A 15,658-nucleotide genomic window follows, 5' to 3' on the forward strand; every position below is an offset into this window, starting at 1 on the left:
AGGACGCCCTAGTCCGGGGGTGACTCGCAGAAATTGCCCTCTTCCTGTAGACTGTTGCGGCCATTGAGTTACTAAAGACACTCGATAAGACCTCATGCTTACCCTGCAAAACATGATCTGGCTGCCTACGCCGCCATAGCGCTTCGCCCCCCCGCATCATCTGTGACTGCTTGCTCTGCCAGCGGTCGCTTTCTGCTGTGCTTTAGGTTTTAACACCCGCCACAGCTCCTCTACATCCGACATTTGACCTCGTATCGACCAGCTGCACTTGGCCTGCGCCATGCTGTGCTGCGCGATCCATTGCCTTGGGAATTCTGATGCTCCACTCGTTAAAACAAACCTGGTTATCCAACATCCGTGGCGACATCCTCGCCGGTCTTGTGGTCGCACTGGCCCTAATCCCTGAAGCCATCGCCTTCTCGATCATTGCTGGCGTTGACCCTAAGGTCGGCCTTTACGCCTCTTTCTGTATCGCTGTGGTGATCGCCTTTGTCGGTGGCCGCCCAGGCATGATTTCGGCCGCAACGGGTGCCATGGCACTGCTGATGGTGACTCTGGTCAAGAACCATGGTCTTGAATATCTGCTGGCCGCCACGCTGCTATGTGGCGTGCTACAAATTGCTGCTGGCTACCTGAAGCTCGGATCGCTGATGCGCTTCGTCTCGCGCTCGGTGGTGACCGGTTTTGTCAATGCACTGGCGATCCTGATTTTCATGGCTCAGCTGCCCGAGCTGACTAATGTCACCTGGCACGTCTACGCCATGACAGCCGCAGGCCTCGGCATCATCTATCTGTTCCCCTATGTCCCCAAGATCGGCAAGCTCATCCCATCGCCGCTGGTGTGCATCATCGTGCTGACCGCCGTCGCCATGTCGGTTGGTCTGGATATCCGCACGGTCGGTGATATGGGTGAACTGCCGGATACGCTACCGATCTTCCTCTGGCCTGATGTGCCGCTGACATTCGAGACGCTGGCCATCATCTTTCCTTATTCGGCAGCACTGGCTGTGGTCGGTCTGTTGGAGTCGATGATGACCGCGACCATTGTCGACGACCTGACCGACACCCCGAGTGACAAGAACCGCGAGTGCAAGGGCCAGGGCGTGGCCAACATTGCTTCGGGTCTGATCGGCGGTATGGCTGGCTGCGCGATGATTGGTCAGTCGATCATTAACGTGAAATCCGGCGGTCGTTCTCGCCTGTCGTCTCTTGCCGCAGGCGTATTTCTGCTGCTGATGGTGGTTTTCCTCGGCGACTGGCTGAAGCAGATCCCAATGGCTGCGCTGGTGGCAGTGATGATCATGGTGTCCATCGGCACCTTCAGTTGGGATTCGCTGCGCAACCTGAAGAAGCATCCGTTGTCGACCAACATTGTCATGGTCGTCACCGTGGTGGTCGTGGTGGCCACCCACAACCTGGCCTTCGGCGTGTTAGCCGGCGTGCTACTGGCTGCGATGTTCTTCGCCAACAAGGTTGGCCATTACATGGCGATCAGTTCTTCGCTGGACGAAGCCGGCGAGCATCGTAGCTATAACGTCACCGGTCAGGTGTTCTTCAGCTCGGCTGACAAGTTCGTCGCAGCCTTCGACTTCAAGGAAGCCCTGAACAAGGTAACCATCGACCTGAATCGTGCACACTTCTGGGATATCACCGCTGTTGCAGCCCTGGACAAGGTAGTCATTAAGTTCCGCCGTGAAGGTACTGAAGTCGAAGTGCTGGGCTTAAACGAGGCCAGCGCCACTATCGTGGATCGCTTTGGTGTTCACGATAAACCTGACGCCATTGATCAACTCATGGGCCACTGAGAAGGAGAACAACAATGACCCACGTAATTGCCTGTATCGACGGTTCCACCTCGGCTCCAGCTGTTTGCGACTACGCGGCCTGGGCCAGTCTGAGCCTGGAAGCGCCGCTGACCTTCCTGCATGTGCTGGATCAGCGCCAGTATCCGGTTGCAGCAGATTTGAGTGGCAACATTGGCCTTGGCAGCCGCGAGCACCTGCTTGATGAGCTTGCTTCCCTGGATGAACAGCGCGGCAAGTTGGCCCTTGAACAAGGGCGAATCATGCTTGCAGCCGCGAAAGAACGGGCCGTGAATGATGGTGTGCGCGCACCGGAGTCCAAGCAGCGACATGGCGATTTACTGGAGAGCTTGCAAGAGCTGCAAAGTGAAACGCGCTTGCTGGTTATCGGTCGCCAGGGCGAGTCTAGTGGCGGTCTGAGTCAGCATGTCGGAAGCCAGCTGGAAAGCGTTATTCGTATCATGCACCGGCCAATCCTGGTCACCCCGGCCAACTTCCAAAAGCCCAAGAGCGCGATGCTGGCATTCGATGGCGGCGCTACAACCCGCAAGGGTGTGGAGATGCTGGCAGCCAGCCCGCTGCTGAAGGGGCTGCCGATCCATCTGGTCATGGTTGGGCCCGTGAACGACGAAGCGTCCGCGCAGCTGGACTGGGCGCAGAAAGTGCTGATCAACGCCGGATTTACCGTTCGCGCTGAGACTCGGAGCGGTGAAATAGAACGTACCCTGCACGCCTATCAGAAAGAGCATGGCATCGATCTGCTAGTGATGGGGGCTTATGGACACTCACGTATCCGGCAGTTCCTGGTCGGCAGCACCACTACCAGCATGCTCCGTACCACCACCAGTCCGCTGTTACTGCTGCGCTAATGAGCCTGGACGACGCCCTCGATCTTGCCCATTTCAAGACCCTACTGGAACAGCGGGCTGCCGAGCTGGATCGATTGCTGGGAGACGCTGAGTCTCGCTCGCAATCGGTAGAGCTGGATCAAAGCAAGGTGGGGCGTCTATCGAGAATGGACGCACTCCAGCAACAAGCGATGAACGATGCGATCCGCAGTCGTGCACGGCATGAACGTGTCCGTCTCCAACTGGCCCTCAAGCGCTGGCACGAGGGCGACTATGGCTGGTGTAACCAATGCGGCGAGTTGATCGCCTCGGGCCGTCTGGAGTTCGATCCGGCCACGCCGTTGTGTATCACCTGTGCCAGCCGCGCCGAGTCGGGTTGAAACCATCACGGCTCGTGGCGTCAGTCTGATTTAACGAGGCTTCTAATGTATTTGATGGCTAAAAACTGGCTGGGCCGAACACGGAAAGTAAGTGTTTGGATGTGGGCGCTTGTATGCCTTGTGTTGCTCACCGTATTCCAAGTACGTACTCATCACCTTGATGATCGTCTGTACTTTTGGATCAAGACCCACTGGCACACAGACGATTGGCAGGAGCGCTCTGTGTGGCTGCCTGGCTATCGGGTTGAGCTGGATGCTAAGGCGGTTCCCGGTGTGGACAACAACCTTTCGGGCCTGACCTTCGATCCTGACCTAAATCTGCTGTGGGCGGTTACCAATGGCCCGAACGAGCTGCTGGCCCTCAGTCGTGACGGTGACGTGGAGCGACGTTACAGCCTGGATGGCTTCCACGACGTGGAAGCGGTGTCCTATGCCGGCAACGGTCAACTGGTCATTGCCGAAGAGCGGCGGCAGAGCCTGGTTATCGTGGATATCCCCATCGACGAATACGGTAAGCTTTCTCCTGATCGACCATTGAGCCTAGACCAGTATTCAGCGCTAACCTTGGCGCTTGGCAAGGAGGACAACAAAGGCCTTGAAGGGCTCGCCTACGACCTAAAAGGTGATCGTTTGTTTGTGACCAAGGAGCGTGACCCCCGGCAATTACTGGAAGTGAGCGGCCTTCGTGCCAGCCTGGAAGGAGGCGTTTCCCTGCACGTCCGCGACATGTCCAACCTAGTAAAAGACAAGGTGTTTGCCACTGACTTGTCTTCGGTTGTATTCGATCAACAGAGCGGCCATCTGATCCTGCTCAGCGACGAGTCGAAACTGCTGATTGAAATGACCGACGAGGGCAAGGTGGTGAGTTTCCGCTCCTTGGCGAGGGGGTTTGCTGGTTTGCTGAAAGGTATACCCCAAGCCGAAGGCGTAACCATCGACGATGAAGGGTATTTGTACGTGGTCAGCGAGCCGAACTTGTTCTATCGCTTTACCCGCGAGACAGATTGACCAGTCAACAAGCTACAGTCAGGCGTGGCCGGGACGCTTGAACTGTTAGCGTACGATTTTTTCCGAATTCTGCGGGCTCCCCCACTTCGTCGCACGCCAGCCTGCCGGCAACGCCCAGCAACAACATCTGGTGGCGAGCCAGGTGCAATTCAGCCAGACGCTGGAACCCTCACACACGCCCTTGCGGGTGGGTGACAGCGTCACCCGGCACCTGCACGTGCAGGCCCTGGCGGCCCAAGCGATGTTGATCCCGCCGCCGGCGTTTGCCCAGGTCGACGGGCTCAAGCGTTACCCTCAAACGCCTGTGGTCAAGCCGTTGAGCGATGGGCGAGGCGGGGTCAGTGGTGGGCAGCGGGAGGACGCTGTGACCTACGTGGTGACACGCTCTGGTCGCTTCCAGCTGCCGGCCATCGAGCTGCACTGGTGGGAGGCCGCCACGGCACAAGCACGGACCGCCACGGTGCCCGCCCTGGCGCTGGAGGCGACGGGCGACGCCGCCTACCAAGCGCCATTTTCGATCAGCGATGACCTGCTCGCCTTGGGGCAAAAGGCTCAGATACACGTCGCTGACCACTGGCTGCTGGCACTCTCGGCCCTGGCTCTGGTCGCAGGGCTGGGCTACCTCGGACGCGGCTGGGCAGTGGCGCTGCGCAGCCGCTGGCGCAAGTGGTCGCAGCAGCGCGAGCAGGCTCGACTGGCCTCGGCCGACTACGCCTGGCGCCAGGTCGCCGGGCAGTTGTCCCAGGATCCACCCCAGCTCGGCGCCTTGTATGTCTGGCACCGTCGAGCGACGGGATGTCGTGAAATGAGAACGGCTTCCCGTCCATTACCCCTTGCTGTTTCCAAATGTTTGCTAGCTTTCTTCAGATCACGTTACGGCAGCGGCGCGTCGGACCCGCGCGCAACCGCCGAGTTTGCCCAGGTGTTGCCTGAGCTGCGCCGCGCCGTCGAGCCGCCGCATCGCACCTCGCCTGATCGACACGCCCTGAAACCACTGAACCCCTGAGACGTCCCAGGTCCTGCATTCATCAAGGAAGTCATATGCATCTGAAGACCCCCTCGCGTTCGATGCACTGGTTGCTCACCCTGGCCCTGTTGCTGCCGGTACTGGCACGCGCCGCGGATCCGTTGCCGTCATGGAACGACGGCCCATCGCGCGAGGCGATCATCGGTTTTGTCGAGGCGGTGAGCGACGAGCACAGCAAGGACTATGTAGCCCCGGCACAACGCATCGCAGTGTTCGACAACGACGGCACCCTGTGGAGCGAGCAGCCGCTTTACTTCCAGGTGCTGTTCGCCATGGCCGAGGTCAAGCGCTTGGCACCGCAGCACCCGCAGTGGAAGGACCAACAGCCGTTCAAGGCCGTGCTGGAAAACGACCAGAAAACCTTGGCCGCCAGTGGCATGAAAGGCTTTATGCAGATCGTCACGGCCACCCATACCGGCATGAGCACAGACACCTTCGCGCAGAACGCTCGGCGTTGGCTCGCCAGCAACGTTCATCCGCGCACCCACAGGCCCTACACCGAGATGGTCTTCCAGCCCATGCTGGAGCTGCTCGCCTACCTGCGTGCCAATGGCTTCAAGACCTACATCGTCTCCGGCGGCGAAGTGGCGTTCATGCGCACCTTCGCCGAGGAGGTGTATGGCATCCCGCCTGAGCAGGTCATCGGCACCACCTTCGCCAGCCGCTTCCAGGACCTCGATGGCGAGCTGAACATCCAGCGCCTCGCGCCACTGACCCACAATGACGATGGCCCAGGCAAACCCGAGAGCATCGAGGCCTATATCGGCCGACGGCCGATCCTTGCCTTCGGCAACTCCGACGGCGACCTGCAGATGCTGCAGTGGACCATGGCCGGGCCGGGCCGTCGGCTGGCGGGCCTGGTGCACCACACCGACGCGGGCCGGGAGTGGGCCTACGACCGGCAAAGCGGGGTGGGTCGGCTGGACAAAGCCCTCGATGAGGCCAGACACAAGCAGTGGCTGGTCGTGGACATGGCCAAGGAATGGAATCGGATATACCCCTTCGATCAGGAAACACACCCATAAGCCAATACACATAACCACAGCAGGCAACGAGAAAACCTGTCAGGCCGTCGGCGTCTCGATGCTCAGGTAGTCGTGGAACACGACAAGCAACCAGAACGGAGAAGCACCAATGAAGCGCACAGGACGGTGGTTATCGCGTCTCGCCCTGACGGCGAGCGCGATAGTGGGATGCTCAATGGCCTCGGCAGCGGAAAAACCGAACATCCTGGTGATTTTCGGCGATGACATCGGGCAGACCAATATCAGCGCATACGCGCACGGCGTGGTCGGCTACCAGACCCCCAACATCGACCGCATCGCCAAGGAAGGGATGATGTTCACCGACTATTACGCCGAGAACAGTTGCACGGCGGGGCGGTCGACCTTCATCACGGGCCAGTCCGCGTTGCGTACCGGCCTCTCCAAGGTCGGCATGCCCGGCGTCAAGGTCGGCTTGCAGGATCGCGACGTGACCATCGCCCAGGCGCTCAAGGCCCTGGGATACGCCACCGGCCAGTTCGGCAAGAACCACCTGGGCGACCGCGACGAGCACCTGCCGACCAACCATGGCTTCGACGAATTCTTCGGCAACCTCTACCACCTCAACGCCGAAGAAGAGCCCGAGCGCCCCTACTGGCCGAAAGACCCCAACGACCCCTTCGTCAAGGCCGCGTCCCCACGCGGGGTGATCCATTCGACGGCCGACGGCAAGATCGAAGACACCGGCGCGCTGAACAGCAAGCGCATGGAAACCATCGACGACGACACCACCCAGGCCGCCATCAACTTCATCGACAAGCAGGCCAAGGCCGACAAACCGTTCTTCGTGTGGATGAACACCACGCGCATGCACGCCTTCACCCACGTACGCGAGGCGATGAAAGGGCAGAGCGGCATGGTCGGCAACGAGTATGCCGACGGCATGCTCGAGCATGACGGCGATGTCGGCAAACTGCTCAAGGCGCTGGACGACCTCAAGCTGACCGACAACACCATCGTCGTCTACACCACCGACAACGGGCCGAACCAGTGGTCCTGGCCGGATGCGGCGACCACGCCGTTCCGCAACGAGAAGAACTCCAACTGGGAGGGCGCCTACCGGGTTCCGGCCATGGTGCGCTGGCCGGGCAAGATCAAGGCGGGCGAAGTGACGACGCAGATGTTCTCGGGGCTGGACTGGTTCCCCACCTTGCTGGCGGCTGCGGGCAGCGCGGACATCAAGGAACGCCTGCTCAAAGGGGCTGATGTGGGCGGCAAGAACTTCAAGGTGCATCTGGACGGCTATAACCAGCTGGACTTCCTGACCGGCAAGAAAGACAAGAGCGCCCGCGAGGAATTCTATTACTTCAGCGATGACGGCGACCTGGTGGCCATGCGTTACAACGACTGGAAGCTGGTGTTCTGCGAACAGCGCGCGCCGGGCGGTTTCAAGGTCTGGAGCGAGCCGTTCACCTGCCTGCGGGTGCCGAAGCTGTTCAACCTGCGCATGGACCCGTATGAGCGGGCCGATGTGGTCTCGGATCAATACTTCGATTGGCTGGCGAAGAACGACTACTTGATCTTCGAGGGCACCCGCAGAGCGGCAGCCTTCCTGCAGACCTTCGTCGACTATCCGCCAAGCCAGCGCCCGGCCAGCTTCAGCATCGACCAGATTCGGGCCGATGTGGACAAGCAGATCGAGGCCAAGATGAGCAAAGGCGCCAAGTAGGCGTCAATCGGGACCGGGTGCAGGCATAGCCTGCGTCCGCCTTCCGGCCCGCGACGATGTTTCGGCGCGGGCCTCCCTCGTACGATAAGGCGTTCCAATGCCCTCAGCCGTCCGCTCGTCTCGTTCGCACACGCCTCGCCCGGTTGCCACGCAGGCACGCGCCCAGGCGCGTCTTCAGCTGTGGATGCCGGCCTTGCTGATGTTTCTGTCCGGCGGTGCGGCGCTGGTGTACCAAGTGCTGTGGGTCAAGCAATTGTCTTTGGTGGTCGGGGTCGAGGTGTATGCCATCACCACGGCCATCAGTGCGTTTTTTGCCGGGCTGGCCTTCGGCGGCCTGGCCTTTGGGCGCTGGGCTGACCGTTTGCGCCGGCCGGTGATGCTCTATGCCGGGCTGGAGCTGCTGGTTGCGGCGCTCGGCGTTGGCGCGACGCTTTGCCTGGGGCAGGCCGCAGGCGCGTTTGCCCGGTTAGAGGCCAGCGTTGGCGCATGGGCCTGGATGCTGCCTTTTGTTCTCGTGGGCTTGCCGGCTTTTTTCATGGGCGGAACATTGCCGGTGCTGGTCAGGGCTTTGGCTCCCGACATTGGCCAGATGGGGCGTGCCGGCGGCGGGCTGTATGCAGCCAACACCGCAGGGGCTATCGCGGGAACCCTCGGCGCAGCATTCCTCCTGTTGCCTGGCCTGGGCGTGCTGGCCAGTGCCTGTGTCGCGGCGCTGCTCAATGTCCTGGCAGCCATCGTCGCGCTGCGCGTGGTGCGGTCGAGCGTCACGCCTGCGCCGCGTTCGGCCACGGCCAGCCGCGCCCATAGCGGCCCGGCACGCTTGGCCATCGCCTTGTACTGCATCGCGGGAGGTGTGGCGCTCGGCTATGAAGTGGTCTGGACTCAATCGATCGTGCAGTTCATGAGCACGCGCGCTTTCGCTTTTGCCGTGGTGCTGGCCACGTATCTGTGTGGTCTGGTGATCGGTAGCGCGCTGTATGCCCGGCACGCCGATCGGATTCGTGACCCGTGGGGGGTGTTTGGCCTGCTGATCGCCACCGCCGGACTGCTTGCGATCCTGCAGATCGCAGGCCTTGGGCAATGGTTGATCGGTGCGCAGAGCCTGGCCGAACACGGGGTGCGCAACCTTGGCGGCAGCGAGCTGGCGGGCATGTCGGCGCGTTTCGCGGTCGCAGGGCTGTGCGTGGTGTTCCTGCCAACCACGTTATTGGGGGCGGCGTTTCCCTTGGCCCTGCGTTTGACGGTCGACAGCGATCACGTGGGGCGCGATGTGGGCCTGGTGGTCGCGCTCAATACCCTGGGCGGTATCCTCGGCGTGATGCTGACAGGGTTCGTGCTGGTGCCGGCGCTTGGTCTGGTACGGAGTCTGGCCGTGCTGGCGATGCTCGCAGCCGTGGTGGGTGGAGTGGCGGTGTGGCGGGGCATAGCGGTGAGCCGCAGGATGCGCGTGGGCGTCGGCGTGATGGCGCTGGCGACTCTGGCCTGCGGGATACTCACCTCACCCCAGCACCTGGCACATCTGATGCCTGCAACCCGCAGTGGCGAGCTAGCGTTCTATCAGGAGGGGCGAGGTGGCACCGTGGCGGTGGTGCGTCAAGGCACGGGGCAACGGCAGTTCAGTCGGCTGTACATCCAGGGGGTGTCCAACACCGGGGATGCCATGCCATCGCTGCGCTACATGCGCCTGCAGGCCTTGCTGCCGCTGCTGATCCACCGGGGCGAGCCGCGTTCGGCATTGGTCATCGGCTTTGGCACCGGCATCACCGCAGGTGCAATGCTGCGCTACCGCGAGCTGCAACACCCGGTGGTGGCCGAGTTGTTGCCGGAAGTGCTCAAGGCTGCGCCTCACTTCAGTGGCACCTTCGACGCTATCAACGACCCTCGCCTGGATATCCGCTTGCGCGATGGCCGCCGCGAATTGCTGCGTAGCAGCAGTCACTACGACATGATCACCCTGGAGCCGCCACCGCCGTCGGCGGCGGGCGTAGTGAACCTGTATTCGCGGGACTTCTACCAGCTGGCCGCCAGTCGGCTGGCCGAAAACGGGCTCGTCGCCCAATGGCTGCCACTGCCGACTCAGAACGACGAAGACAGCCGTTCGCTGGTGCGCAGCTTCATCGATGTCTTTCCTTACGCATCGCTGTGGACCACCGAGTTCCACGAGATGCTGCTGATCGGCTCGTTGCAACCTCTGGAACTCGACGCGTCGCGCATCCAGGCGCGTTTCGCTCAGCCGCAGGTGGCAGGGGCCTTGGGCGAAGTCGGGATCGATTCCCCGGCAGCCCTGCTCGCGACTTGGATCACCGACCGCCAGGGCCTGGAAACCTATGCCGGCGGTGCACGCCCCGTGACCGACGACCAACCGCGTATCGAGTATGCCCCCTGGGTTAGGGCCAAGGAGATCACCCGGGTACTGCCTGCGCTCTTGGCGTTGCGGCGGGATCCCCCTTTGCTCAATGCACCGCCTTCGCTGCAGGCGCAGGTCAATGATCAATGGAAGCGTCTGAGGCGCTTCTATGATGTGAGCCTGCTGGCCTACCGGGGTGACCGACAGGGCTGGGCCAGGGAAGTGCGCGCGGTCGTCCGGGAAGACGGTGATAACCCTTATTACCGTTGGTTTATCGGCAATCCACGCTGATCCGTCGAGCAGGAGGCTTTGATGTCATTACGCAAGCGATTGCTTTGGCTCCTGGCGCCGCCTCTGGTGGTGGCGCTGGTGCTGATCTACCTCCTGGCCCATGGCTTGCTGCTGGGCCGGCTGGACCAGGAAGATGAGCAACGTTTGATTGCCCAGGCCGCGCAGATACGCGCGCTGCTCAACAACCAGTTCGAGCGTGACCACGACCGGTTGCAGAGTTTTGTGCAGGCCCTGGCGCCCGAGGCCGCAACCGGCGCAATCCTGCCGGTGCCCGACGGGACTTTGGGTCGGATGAACGTCGACTTTCTGGTACGCCTCGATGCGCAAGGCCGAGTCAGCGCCGCGCAGTGGCTACCGGTAGAAATGGCGTCATTGGTGTATCTGGATACAGCGCTGCGCCCAAGCCAGCGGACATTGCGCGACGACGTGCTGGACAGGGTCGAACGCCTGGGGCAAGCCGGTGAGGTCCTGTCCGGGCCTGGGCAACTGCTGGCCGTGCAGGGGGGGCCGATGATACTGGTCGGCGTACCGCTCGATCCGGCCCGTTCGACGAGCGCAGGCGTGCTGTATGCCGGGCACTTTCTCAATGGCACCCGCATTGCCGACTTGCAGCGCCAGCTCGACGGCGTACTCCGTTTGTTGCCTTACCAACCGGTGGACGGCGCGCAACAGATCGCCATCAGTCCGCGCCAGGTGCTCGATGACGCCCGCCAGCGCATCTTTTTGCTGTTCAACAATGGCACCGGCAAACGTCGGCCTGCGCTGGAGCTGACACGCGATCGTTACCTGTACAAAGAAGGCAAGGCGCAGATCAATCTGTTCTTCGGCGCGTCGGCACTGCTCGCGGTACTGGCCTGGTTGCTGATCTACCTAGGGCTGGAGCGGTTGGTACTGCGCAGGATCTCGCGCATGCACCAACAGTTCGTGCGTATCGGCCCGGACACAGCCGGACAGCGCTTGAGCGATCGCGGCCAGGATGAGCTGGGGTTGCTCGCGCAGGAGGCCAACCGCATGCTCGATCGTCTCGAACAAAGCGAAGCCCGCGACCGCGCCATCCTGCGGGCCATGCAAGAGGGCTACTTCGAACTCGATACCCATGGGCGACTGCAATCTGCGAACCCTGCGTTCTGCCGGTTGTTGGGGCTGGCACCGCAGAGCATCACCGGGCGCAACGCCAGTGAATGGCTGCAGGCCTGCGACGAAGCGCAACTGCGCACGCTGTTCGAGACCTGCGAGCAGGGTGAAGCCCCGGCGTTCGCAGGCCGCATACAACGCGCCGACGGCAGTGTTGGCCATTACGAAACGCACTTGTCGGTCATCCTGGACCACCAGGCGCAGGTGCAGGGCTATCGCGGCATCCTGCATGACGTCAGTGACCACGTCGAATACCAGAACCAGTTGTACGACATGGCCTATTGCGACGCCCTGACCGGGCTGGGCAACCGCAAAGCCTTCTACGAGCATCTAAAGCGCAGCCTGGCCGATGCCAAAGGTCCGGTGGCGCTGCTGTTCATCGACCTGGATCGCTTCAAGCAGGTCAATGACCGCTTTGGCCATGACGTGGGCGACGGTTTGTTGGTGCACATGGCCAACCGCTTGCGCGATGCGGTGCGCAAGCCTGATCGCGCGTATCGGCTGGGTGGGGATGAGTTCACGTTGATCCTGCCAGGGACAGGCGAACAGGATGCCGAGCGGCTGGCGCAGCGGTTGCTGCAAGTGCTGGGCGAGCCTGTGCAGCTCGATGAACAGGTGATCGACTTCGTCACCCCTAGCATCGGCATCGCGCTGTATCCGCAGCATGCGCAAGATCTCGATTCGCTGGTCAAGGCCGCTGACCAGGCGATGTACGAGGCCAAGCGTCAGCGTAATCAGGTCTATTTGTCCGAGTCCGGGCCCGTGGGGGACGCTATCGAGCCGGCGCAGGAACAGCGATCCCCGTAGCGGGTGTTGGCATGCGTGTCTCGCTGCAGAAGGGCAGGGTTGATTGTCGCTGTGGATAACGGCAAAATTCGTACGCAATTACGTGGTATGTACCACGGTATGAATCGTAGAGGCAGCGATGGCACGGGTCGGTATCAACAAGGTGGTGGTGCAGCAGGCGCGCCAAGCACTGCTTGCGCGGGGTGAACACCCCAGTATCGATGCAGTCCGTATCGAGCTAGGCAATACCGGCTCCAAGACCACCATCCATCGCTATCTCAAGGAACTGGAGGTGCAACCACCAGCCCCTTTGGATACGGCAAGCCTGAGTACACAGCTGAGCGGACTCGTGGAGCAACTGGCCGAGCAGTTGAACGACGAAGCCCAAACGCGCATCCGTGATGCCGAAGCCGACTTCGAGGCGCAGCGCGAGCAACTGCAGGCGCAGCTGCAGTTGGCGCAACAGACGCTGGCGGCAGCGCATCATCAGTTGCAGATCCAGGCGAGCGCGTTGCAGGCCGAATCCGAAAAACTGCTGACCACCCAAAGCACCCTGCAGGCCGAACAATTGCGCAGCGCCAGCCTCAACCAAGCGCTGGGCGAGGTGCAGTTGCGCCTGGCCGACAAGGACGCACAGGTGCAGCAACTGCAGGTGGAGCTGCGCCAATTGCAGCAGGGCATGCTGGTGCGCCAGGAGGAGGCCACGGGCCTTCACCGGGACAACGAGCGGTTGATCGGGGAGCATCGGCAGGCGATGGAGCAGCGCACAGCGCTGGAGGCACAACTGGAGCAACGTGATGCCCAGGTTCAGGGGCTGCGCTCGATCCTGGCCCAGGCCCAAGGCGCAAGCGACGAAATGCGCCGACAACTGCAGAACCAGACAACGCAACTGGAGCACAAGCGCGAGCTGTGCGGCGACCAGGTCCGCCAGCTGGAGCGCTTGCAAGGCCTGCTCGATGCCCGGACCGCAGCGCTGGCAGTCTGCGAAGCGCGCCTGGCGCAGGTGGATGGCGGGCCCTCAGCCGCTGGACACCAGAGCGGGTAGATGAATCAAACTTATGCGCGGCGATGGGTTCTTCCATAGACACTCGTCTGGAGACTTGCCATGAATCAATCTGACCCGCGCAAACCCGACCAAGGGCCGCATTCCTCCGAACACGCCACTCACCCGAACGACCTGGGCTTTGACCCGGACTCACCTGATCTCGAAGACCCGCAAGTCGATCCCCAAGGGCCGGCCAAGCCGCCCAGGGATGACGAAAAGAAAGCCTGAGCGCAAAGGGCCGCAATGCGGCCCCAGCGGGTTATCGGTCTATCTTCTTGGCTTGCTCGACCCCAGCGGACGACAGCTTGATCGGATAGGCGACGCTCAGTTGGTGCTCGGCGTCGACCTCGACACTGCCATCCTGGATGAGCCCTTGGTCCTGTAGGGTCTTGAGCATTCCGGCTACGGCCTTTTCGCCGCGGTAGTTGTCCAGCAGCTCCTTGCCCAACCCTTGCGGATGGGCATGGAGCAGACGGGTGAGGATCTCTGATCGCAATGCATCGTTACTCATGACGCGCCTCACGTTCGTTGCAGGTCATTTGCCATATTTGGCCTGGAGTTGCTTGGCCTGTTCCAGGTGATGCTCGAGCTTGGGCAGGGTCTCGCTGGCGAAAGACTTGAGCTCGGGCTTGTCGGAGGTGCTGGCCTCGCTCTTGAACAGCTTCACGGCTTTTTCATGGGCGTCGACCTGGTTGTTGATGTAGGACTTGTCGAAGGACTCGTCGCGCCATTCCAGGATCACTTTCTTGACCTTGTCGGTCAGCGCGGCTTCATCCGGTGTGCTCAGGTCCAGGGAACGGGCGATGTCGCCGAGCTTCTGGTTGGCTTTGGTGTGGTCGGTGACCATTTGCTGAGCGAAGGCCTTGATTTCAGGGCTTTTGCTCTTTTCCTGGGCCAGGTTGCCGGCCACGACTTCAGCGATGCCGGCCTCGGTGGCCTCATCGACGAAGTCGTTGGAACTGGCGGCCAGCACCTGCATCGACGCCATGCCGAGTGCGACGGTCAACCCGACGCGCTTGAGGAACAGATTGCTCATGTGTCACTCCTTATCCATTGGCGCGACCTCTATGTCGCGTACGGTTGAGCGCGACCTGTGGGCAAAGGTTTGATTTTTTGCGCGCTGCCAAGGCGAACGGTCATTGGTTTGAACATTGGCGCGGCACAAGGCTCAGAGATTCAAAGGTCGCATCGAGGAGCCGCCCATGAGCATCGAACGCAGCATTCCCGAGCTTGAGGCGTGGTACGCCCAGTACGACGATGCGAGCTATCGCCGCGAATCGCCGGACGCCTATCATCATGAGCTGGTCCGTACTGCCGAAGCGCTGCGTGACGACGGCGCGATCGACTGGGACGACTGGCTGGCGCTCAAGGCCCTGGCCGACCAGGCCCATGTGCGCGCCCTCGCGGAAGCCGTGCAGGCCCATGTGGACGACCCTGACGCATGAAGACGCTGAAAATAGCCACGTTCAACATCAATGGCATCCGTAGCCGACTGCCAGGGCTGCTGGCCTGGCTGGCGCGCGAGCAGCCCGACATCGCCTGCCTCCAGGAACTCAAGGCCGCGGACAAGGATTTCCCGCGCGAAGCTTTGGAAGCGGCGGGCTATGGCTGCCTGTACCACGGCCAAGCGTCGTGGAACGGTGTGGCGATCCTGGCCCGCGGTAGCGAGCCGCTCGAGGTGCGTCGGGGGTTGCCGGGCATGGACGACGACAGCCAGAGCCGCTACCTGGAGGCAGCAGTGCAGGGCGTCTTGATAGCATGCCTGTACCTGCCCAATGGCAACCCTCAGCCGGGCCCCAAGTTCGATTACAAGTTGCGCTGGTTCGAGTGCCTGATCACTCATGCCAAGACCTTACTCGACAGCGCTCACCCCACGGTGCTGGCGGGGGATTTCAACGTGGTGCCCACCGACCAGGACATCTACAACACCCGCTCCTGGCTCAAGGACGCGTTGCTCCAGCCAGAATCCCGGGCGTGCTACCAGCGCCTGCTGGAGCAAGGCTGGAGCGATGCGATCCGCCAGCTGCATCCTGATGCGCAGGTCTACACGTTCTGGGACTACTTTCGCAATCACTGGCCCCGAAACGCGGGCCTGCGCATCGATCACTTGTTGCTCAGCCCCGAACTTTCGCCACGGCTCAAGGCCGCCGGCGTGCATGCCTGGGTACGCAACGAACCCAAGGCCAGCGACCATGCGCCGGCCTGGATCGAGTTGTCCGCGCCCCCGCGTCACTGATCTATAGTCAAGGGCGGTGAGTGCTGGACACAAGGGACTGTA

Annotated in this window: 15 protein-coding genes; 13 read left to right on the forward strand and 2 right to left on the reverse strand. The window is 61.8% G+C overall.

Going from position 1 to position 15,658, the window contains the following annotated elements; all coding sequences use genetic code 11:
* Positions 1 to 317 precede the first annotated feature (317 nt).
* From ACNFCH_RS10855 to ACNFCH_RS10905, 11 genes are all read left to right on the forward strand, one after another.
* Positions 318 to 1,805, forward strand: a complete 1,488-nt coding sequence (locus ACNFCH_RS10855; RefSeq protein ID WP_003090759.1) for a SulP family inorganic anion transporter — start codon at positions 318 to 320, stop codon at positions 1,803 to 1,805.
* Positions 1,806 to 1,819: 14 nt separating this feature from the next.
* Complete coding sequence (locus ACNFCH_RS10860; RefSeq protein ID WP_003090760.1) at positions 1,820 to 2,671, forward strand: universal stress protein; 852 nt, start codon at positions 1,820 to 1,822, stop codon at positions 2,669 to 2,671.
* Entirely contained in the window at positions 2,671 to 3,030 is a 360-nt protein-coding gene (locus ACNFCH_RS10865) for a TraR/DksA family transcriptional regulator (protein WP_003090764.1), read from the forward strand. The genes ACNFCH_RS10860 and ACNFCH_RS10865 overlap by 1 nt, the downstream gene beginning before the upstream one ends.
* Positions 3,031 to 3,075: 45 nt before the next feature.
* The gene (locus tag ACNFCH_RS10870; protein ID WP_010794530.1) at positions 3,076 to 4,038 is read left to right on the forward strand and encodes an SdiA-regulated domain-containing protein; all 963 of its coding nucleotides are present in this window, start codon (positions 3,076 to 3,078) and stop codon (positions 4,036 to 4,038) included.
* Between the two features lie 142 nt (positions 4,039 to 4,180).
* Entirely contained in the window at positions 4,181 to 5,044 is an 864-nt protein-coding gene (locus ACNFCH_RS10875) for a hypothetical protein (protein WP_416742754.1), read from the forward strand.
* Positions 5,045 to 5,079: 35 nt separating this feature from the next.
* Positions 5,080 to 6,090, forward strand: coding sequence for an HAD family hydrolase (locus ACNFCH_RS10880; RefSeq protein ID WP_337157187.1), 1,011 nt, complete (start codon positions 5,080 to 5,082; stop codon positions 6,088 to 6,090).
* 109 nt (positions 6,091 to 6,199) lie between these two features.
* Positions 6,200 to 7,777 carry an arylsulfatase gene (locus ACNFCH_RS10885; protein WP_416742755.1) on the forward strand — a complete coding sequence of 526 codons (1,578 nt, stop codon included), beginning with the start codon at positions 6,200 to 6,202 and terminating at the stop codon, positions 7,775 to 7,777.
* A 97-nt stretch (positions 7,778 to 7,874) separates the two neighbouring features.
* The gene (locus ACNFCH_RS10890; protein WP_416742756.1) at positions 7,875 to 10,415 is read left to right on the forward strand and encodes a fused MFS/spermidine synthase; all 2,541 of its coding nucleotides are present in this window, start codon (positions 7,875 to 7,877) and stop codon (positions 10,413 to 10,415) included.
* Between the two features lie 21 nt (positions 10,416 to 10,436).
* Entirely contained in the window at positions 10,437 to 12,356 is a 1,920-nt protein-coding gene (locus ACNFCH_RS10895; RefSeq protein WP_416742757.1) for a diguanylate cyclase domain-containing protein, read from the forward strand.
* Between the two features lie 118 nt (positions 12,357 to 12,474).
* Positions 12,475 to 13,380, forward strand: coding sequence for a DNA-binding protein (locus tag ACNFCH_RS10900; protein WP_337157189.1), 906 nt, complete (start codon positions 12,475 to 12,477; stop codon positions 13,378 to 13,380).
* A 60-nt stretch (positions 13,381 to 13,440) separates the two neighbouring features.
* Positions 13,441 to 13,608, forward strand: a complete 168-nt coding sequence (locus tag ACNFCH_RS10905; protein WP_337157190.1) for a DUF6021 family protein — start codon at positions 13,441 to 13,443, stop codon at positions 13,606 to 13,608.
* Between the two features lie 31 nt (positions 13,609 to 13,639).
* On the opposite strand, the gene ACNFCH_RS10910 is transcribed toward ACNFCH_RS10905, so the two are convergent.
* Both ACNFCH_RS10910 and ACNFCH_RS10915 read right to left on the reverse strand, forming a co-directional pair.
* Positions 13,640 to 13,891 (reverse strand): hypothetical protein, encoded by a 252-nt coding sequence (locus tag ACNFCH_RS10910; RefSeq protein ID WP_337157191.1) that lies wholly within the window; start codon positions 13,889 to 13,891, stop codon positions 13,640 to 13,642.
* Between the two features lie 24 nt (positions 13,892 to 13,915).
* Positions 13,916 to 14,416 (reverse strand): DUF4142 domain-containing protein, encoded by a 501-nt coding sequence (locus ACNFCH_RS10915; protein WP_337157192.1) that lies wholly within the window; start codon positions 14,414 to 14,416, stop codon positions 13,916 to 13,918.
* 166 nt (positions 14,417 to 14,582) lie between these two features.
* Here ACNFCH_RS10915 and ACNFCH_RS10920 point away from each other — a divergent pair, with 166 nt between their 5' ends.
* The gene (locus ACNFCH_RS10920) at positions 14,583 to 14,825 is read left to right on the forward strand and encodes a hypothetical protein (protein ID WP_337157193.1); all 243 of its coding nucleotides are present in this window, start codon (positions 14,583 to 14,585) and stop codon (positions 14,823 to 14,825) included.
* Positions 14,822 to 15,616, forward strand: a complete 795-nt coding sequence (xth, locus tag ACNFCH_RS10925) for an exodeoxyribonuclease III (RefSeq protein WP_337157194.1) — start codon at positions 14,822 to 14,824, stop codon at positions 15,614 to 15,616. The genes ACNFCH_RS10920 and xth overlap by 4 nt, the downstream gene beginning before the upstream one ends.
* Positions 15,617 to 15,658: the final 42 nt, after the last annotated feature.

Origin of the sequence: Pseudomonas sp. NY15354 (assembly GCF_048068075.1) — a bacterium.
Classification (GTDB): Bacteria; Pseudomonadota; Gammaproteobacteria; order Pseudomonadales; family Pseudomonadaceae; genus Aquipseudomonas; species Aquipseudomonas guariconensis_C.

Excerpts from the sequence above, each read along its gene's own strand:
- ACNFCH_RS10860 (WP_003090760.1), top strand. The coding sequence starts at position 1,820 with ATGACCCACGTAATTGCCTGTATCGACGGTTCCACCTCGGCTCCAGCT.
- ACNFCH_RS10880 (WP_337157187.1), top strand. The coding sequence starts at position 5,080 with ATGCATCTGAAGACCCCCTCGCGTTCGATGCACTGGTTGCTCACCCTG.
- ACNFCH_RS10900 (WP_337157189.1), top strand. The coding sequence starts at position 12,475 with ATGGCACGGGTCGGTATCAACAAGGTGGTGGTGCAGCAGGCGCGCCAA.
- ACNFCH_RS10895 (WP_416742757.1), top strand. The coding sequence starts at position 10,437 with ATGTCATTACGCAAGCGATTGCTTTGGCTCCTGGCGCCGCCTCTGGTG.
- ACNFCH_RS10870 (WP_010794530.1), top strand. The coding sequence starts at position 3,076 with ATGTATTTGATGGCTAAAAACTGGCTGGGCCGAACACGGAAAGTAAGT.
- ACNFCH_RS10905 (WP_337157190.1), top strand. The coding sequence starts at position 13,441 with ATGAATCAATCTGACCCGCGCAAACCCGACCAAGGGCCGCATTCCTCC.
- ACNFCH_RS10885 (WP_416742755.1), top strand. The coding sequence starts at position 6,200 with ATGAAGCGCACAGGACGGTGGTTATCGCGTCTCGCCCTGACGGCGAGC.
- ACNFCH_RS10920 (WP_337157193.1), top strand. The coding sequence starts at position 14,583 with ATGAGCATCGAACGCAGCATTCCCGAGCTTGAGGCGTGGTACGCCCAG.
- ACNFCH_RS10855 (WP_003090759.1), top strand. The coding sequence starts at position 318 with ATGCTCCACTCGTTAAAACAAACCTGGTTATCCAACATCCGTGGCGAC.
- ACNFCH_RS10915 (WP_337157192.1), bottom strand. The coding sequence starts at position 14,416 with ATGAGCAATCTGTTCCTCAAGCGCGTCGGGTTGACCGTCGCACTCGGC.
- ACNFCH_RS10890 (WP_416742756.1), top strand. The coding sequence starts at position 7,875 with ATGCCCTCAGCCGTCCGCTCGTCTCGTTCGCACACGCCTCGCCCGGTT.
- xth (WP_337157194.1), top strand. The coding sequence starts at position 14,822 with ATGAAGACGCTGAAAATAGCCACGTTCAACATCAATGGCATCCGTAGC.
- ACNFCH_RS10910 (WP_337157191.1), bottom strand. The coding sequence starts at position 13,891 with ATGAGTAACGATGCATTGCGATCAGAGATCCTCACCCGTCTGCTCCAT.
- ACNFCH_RS10865 (WP_003090764.1), top strand. The coding sequence starts at position 2,671 with ATGAGCCTGGACGACGCCCTCGATCTTGCCCATTTCAAGACCCTACTG.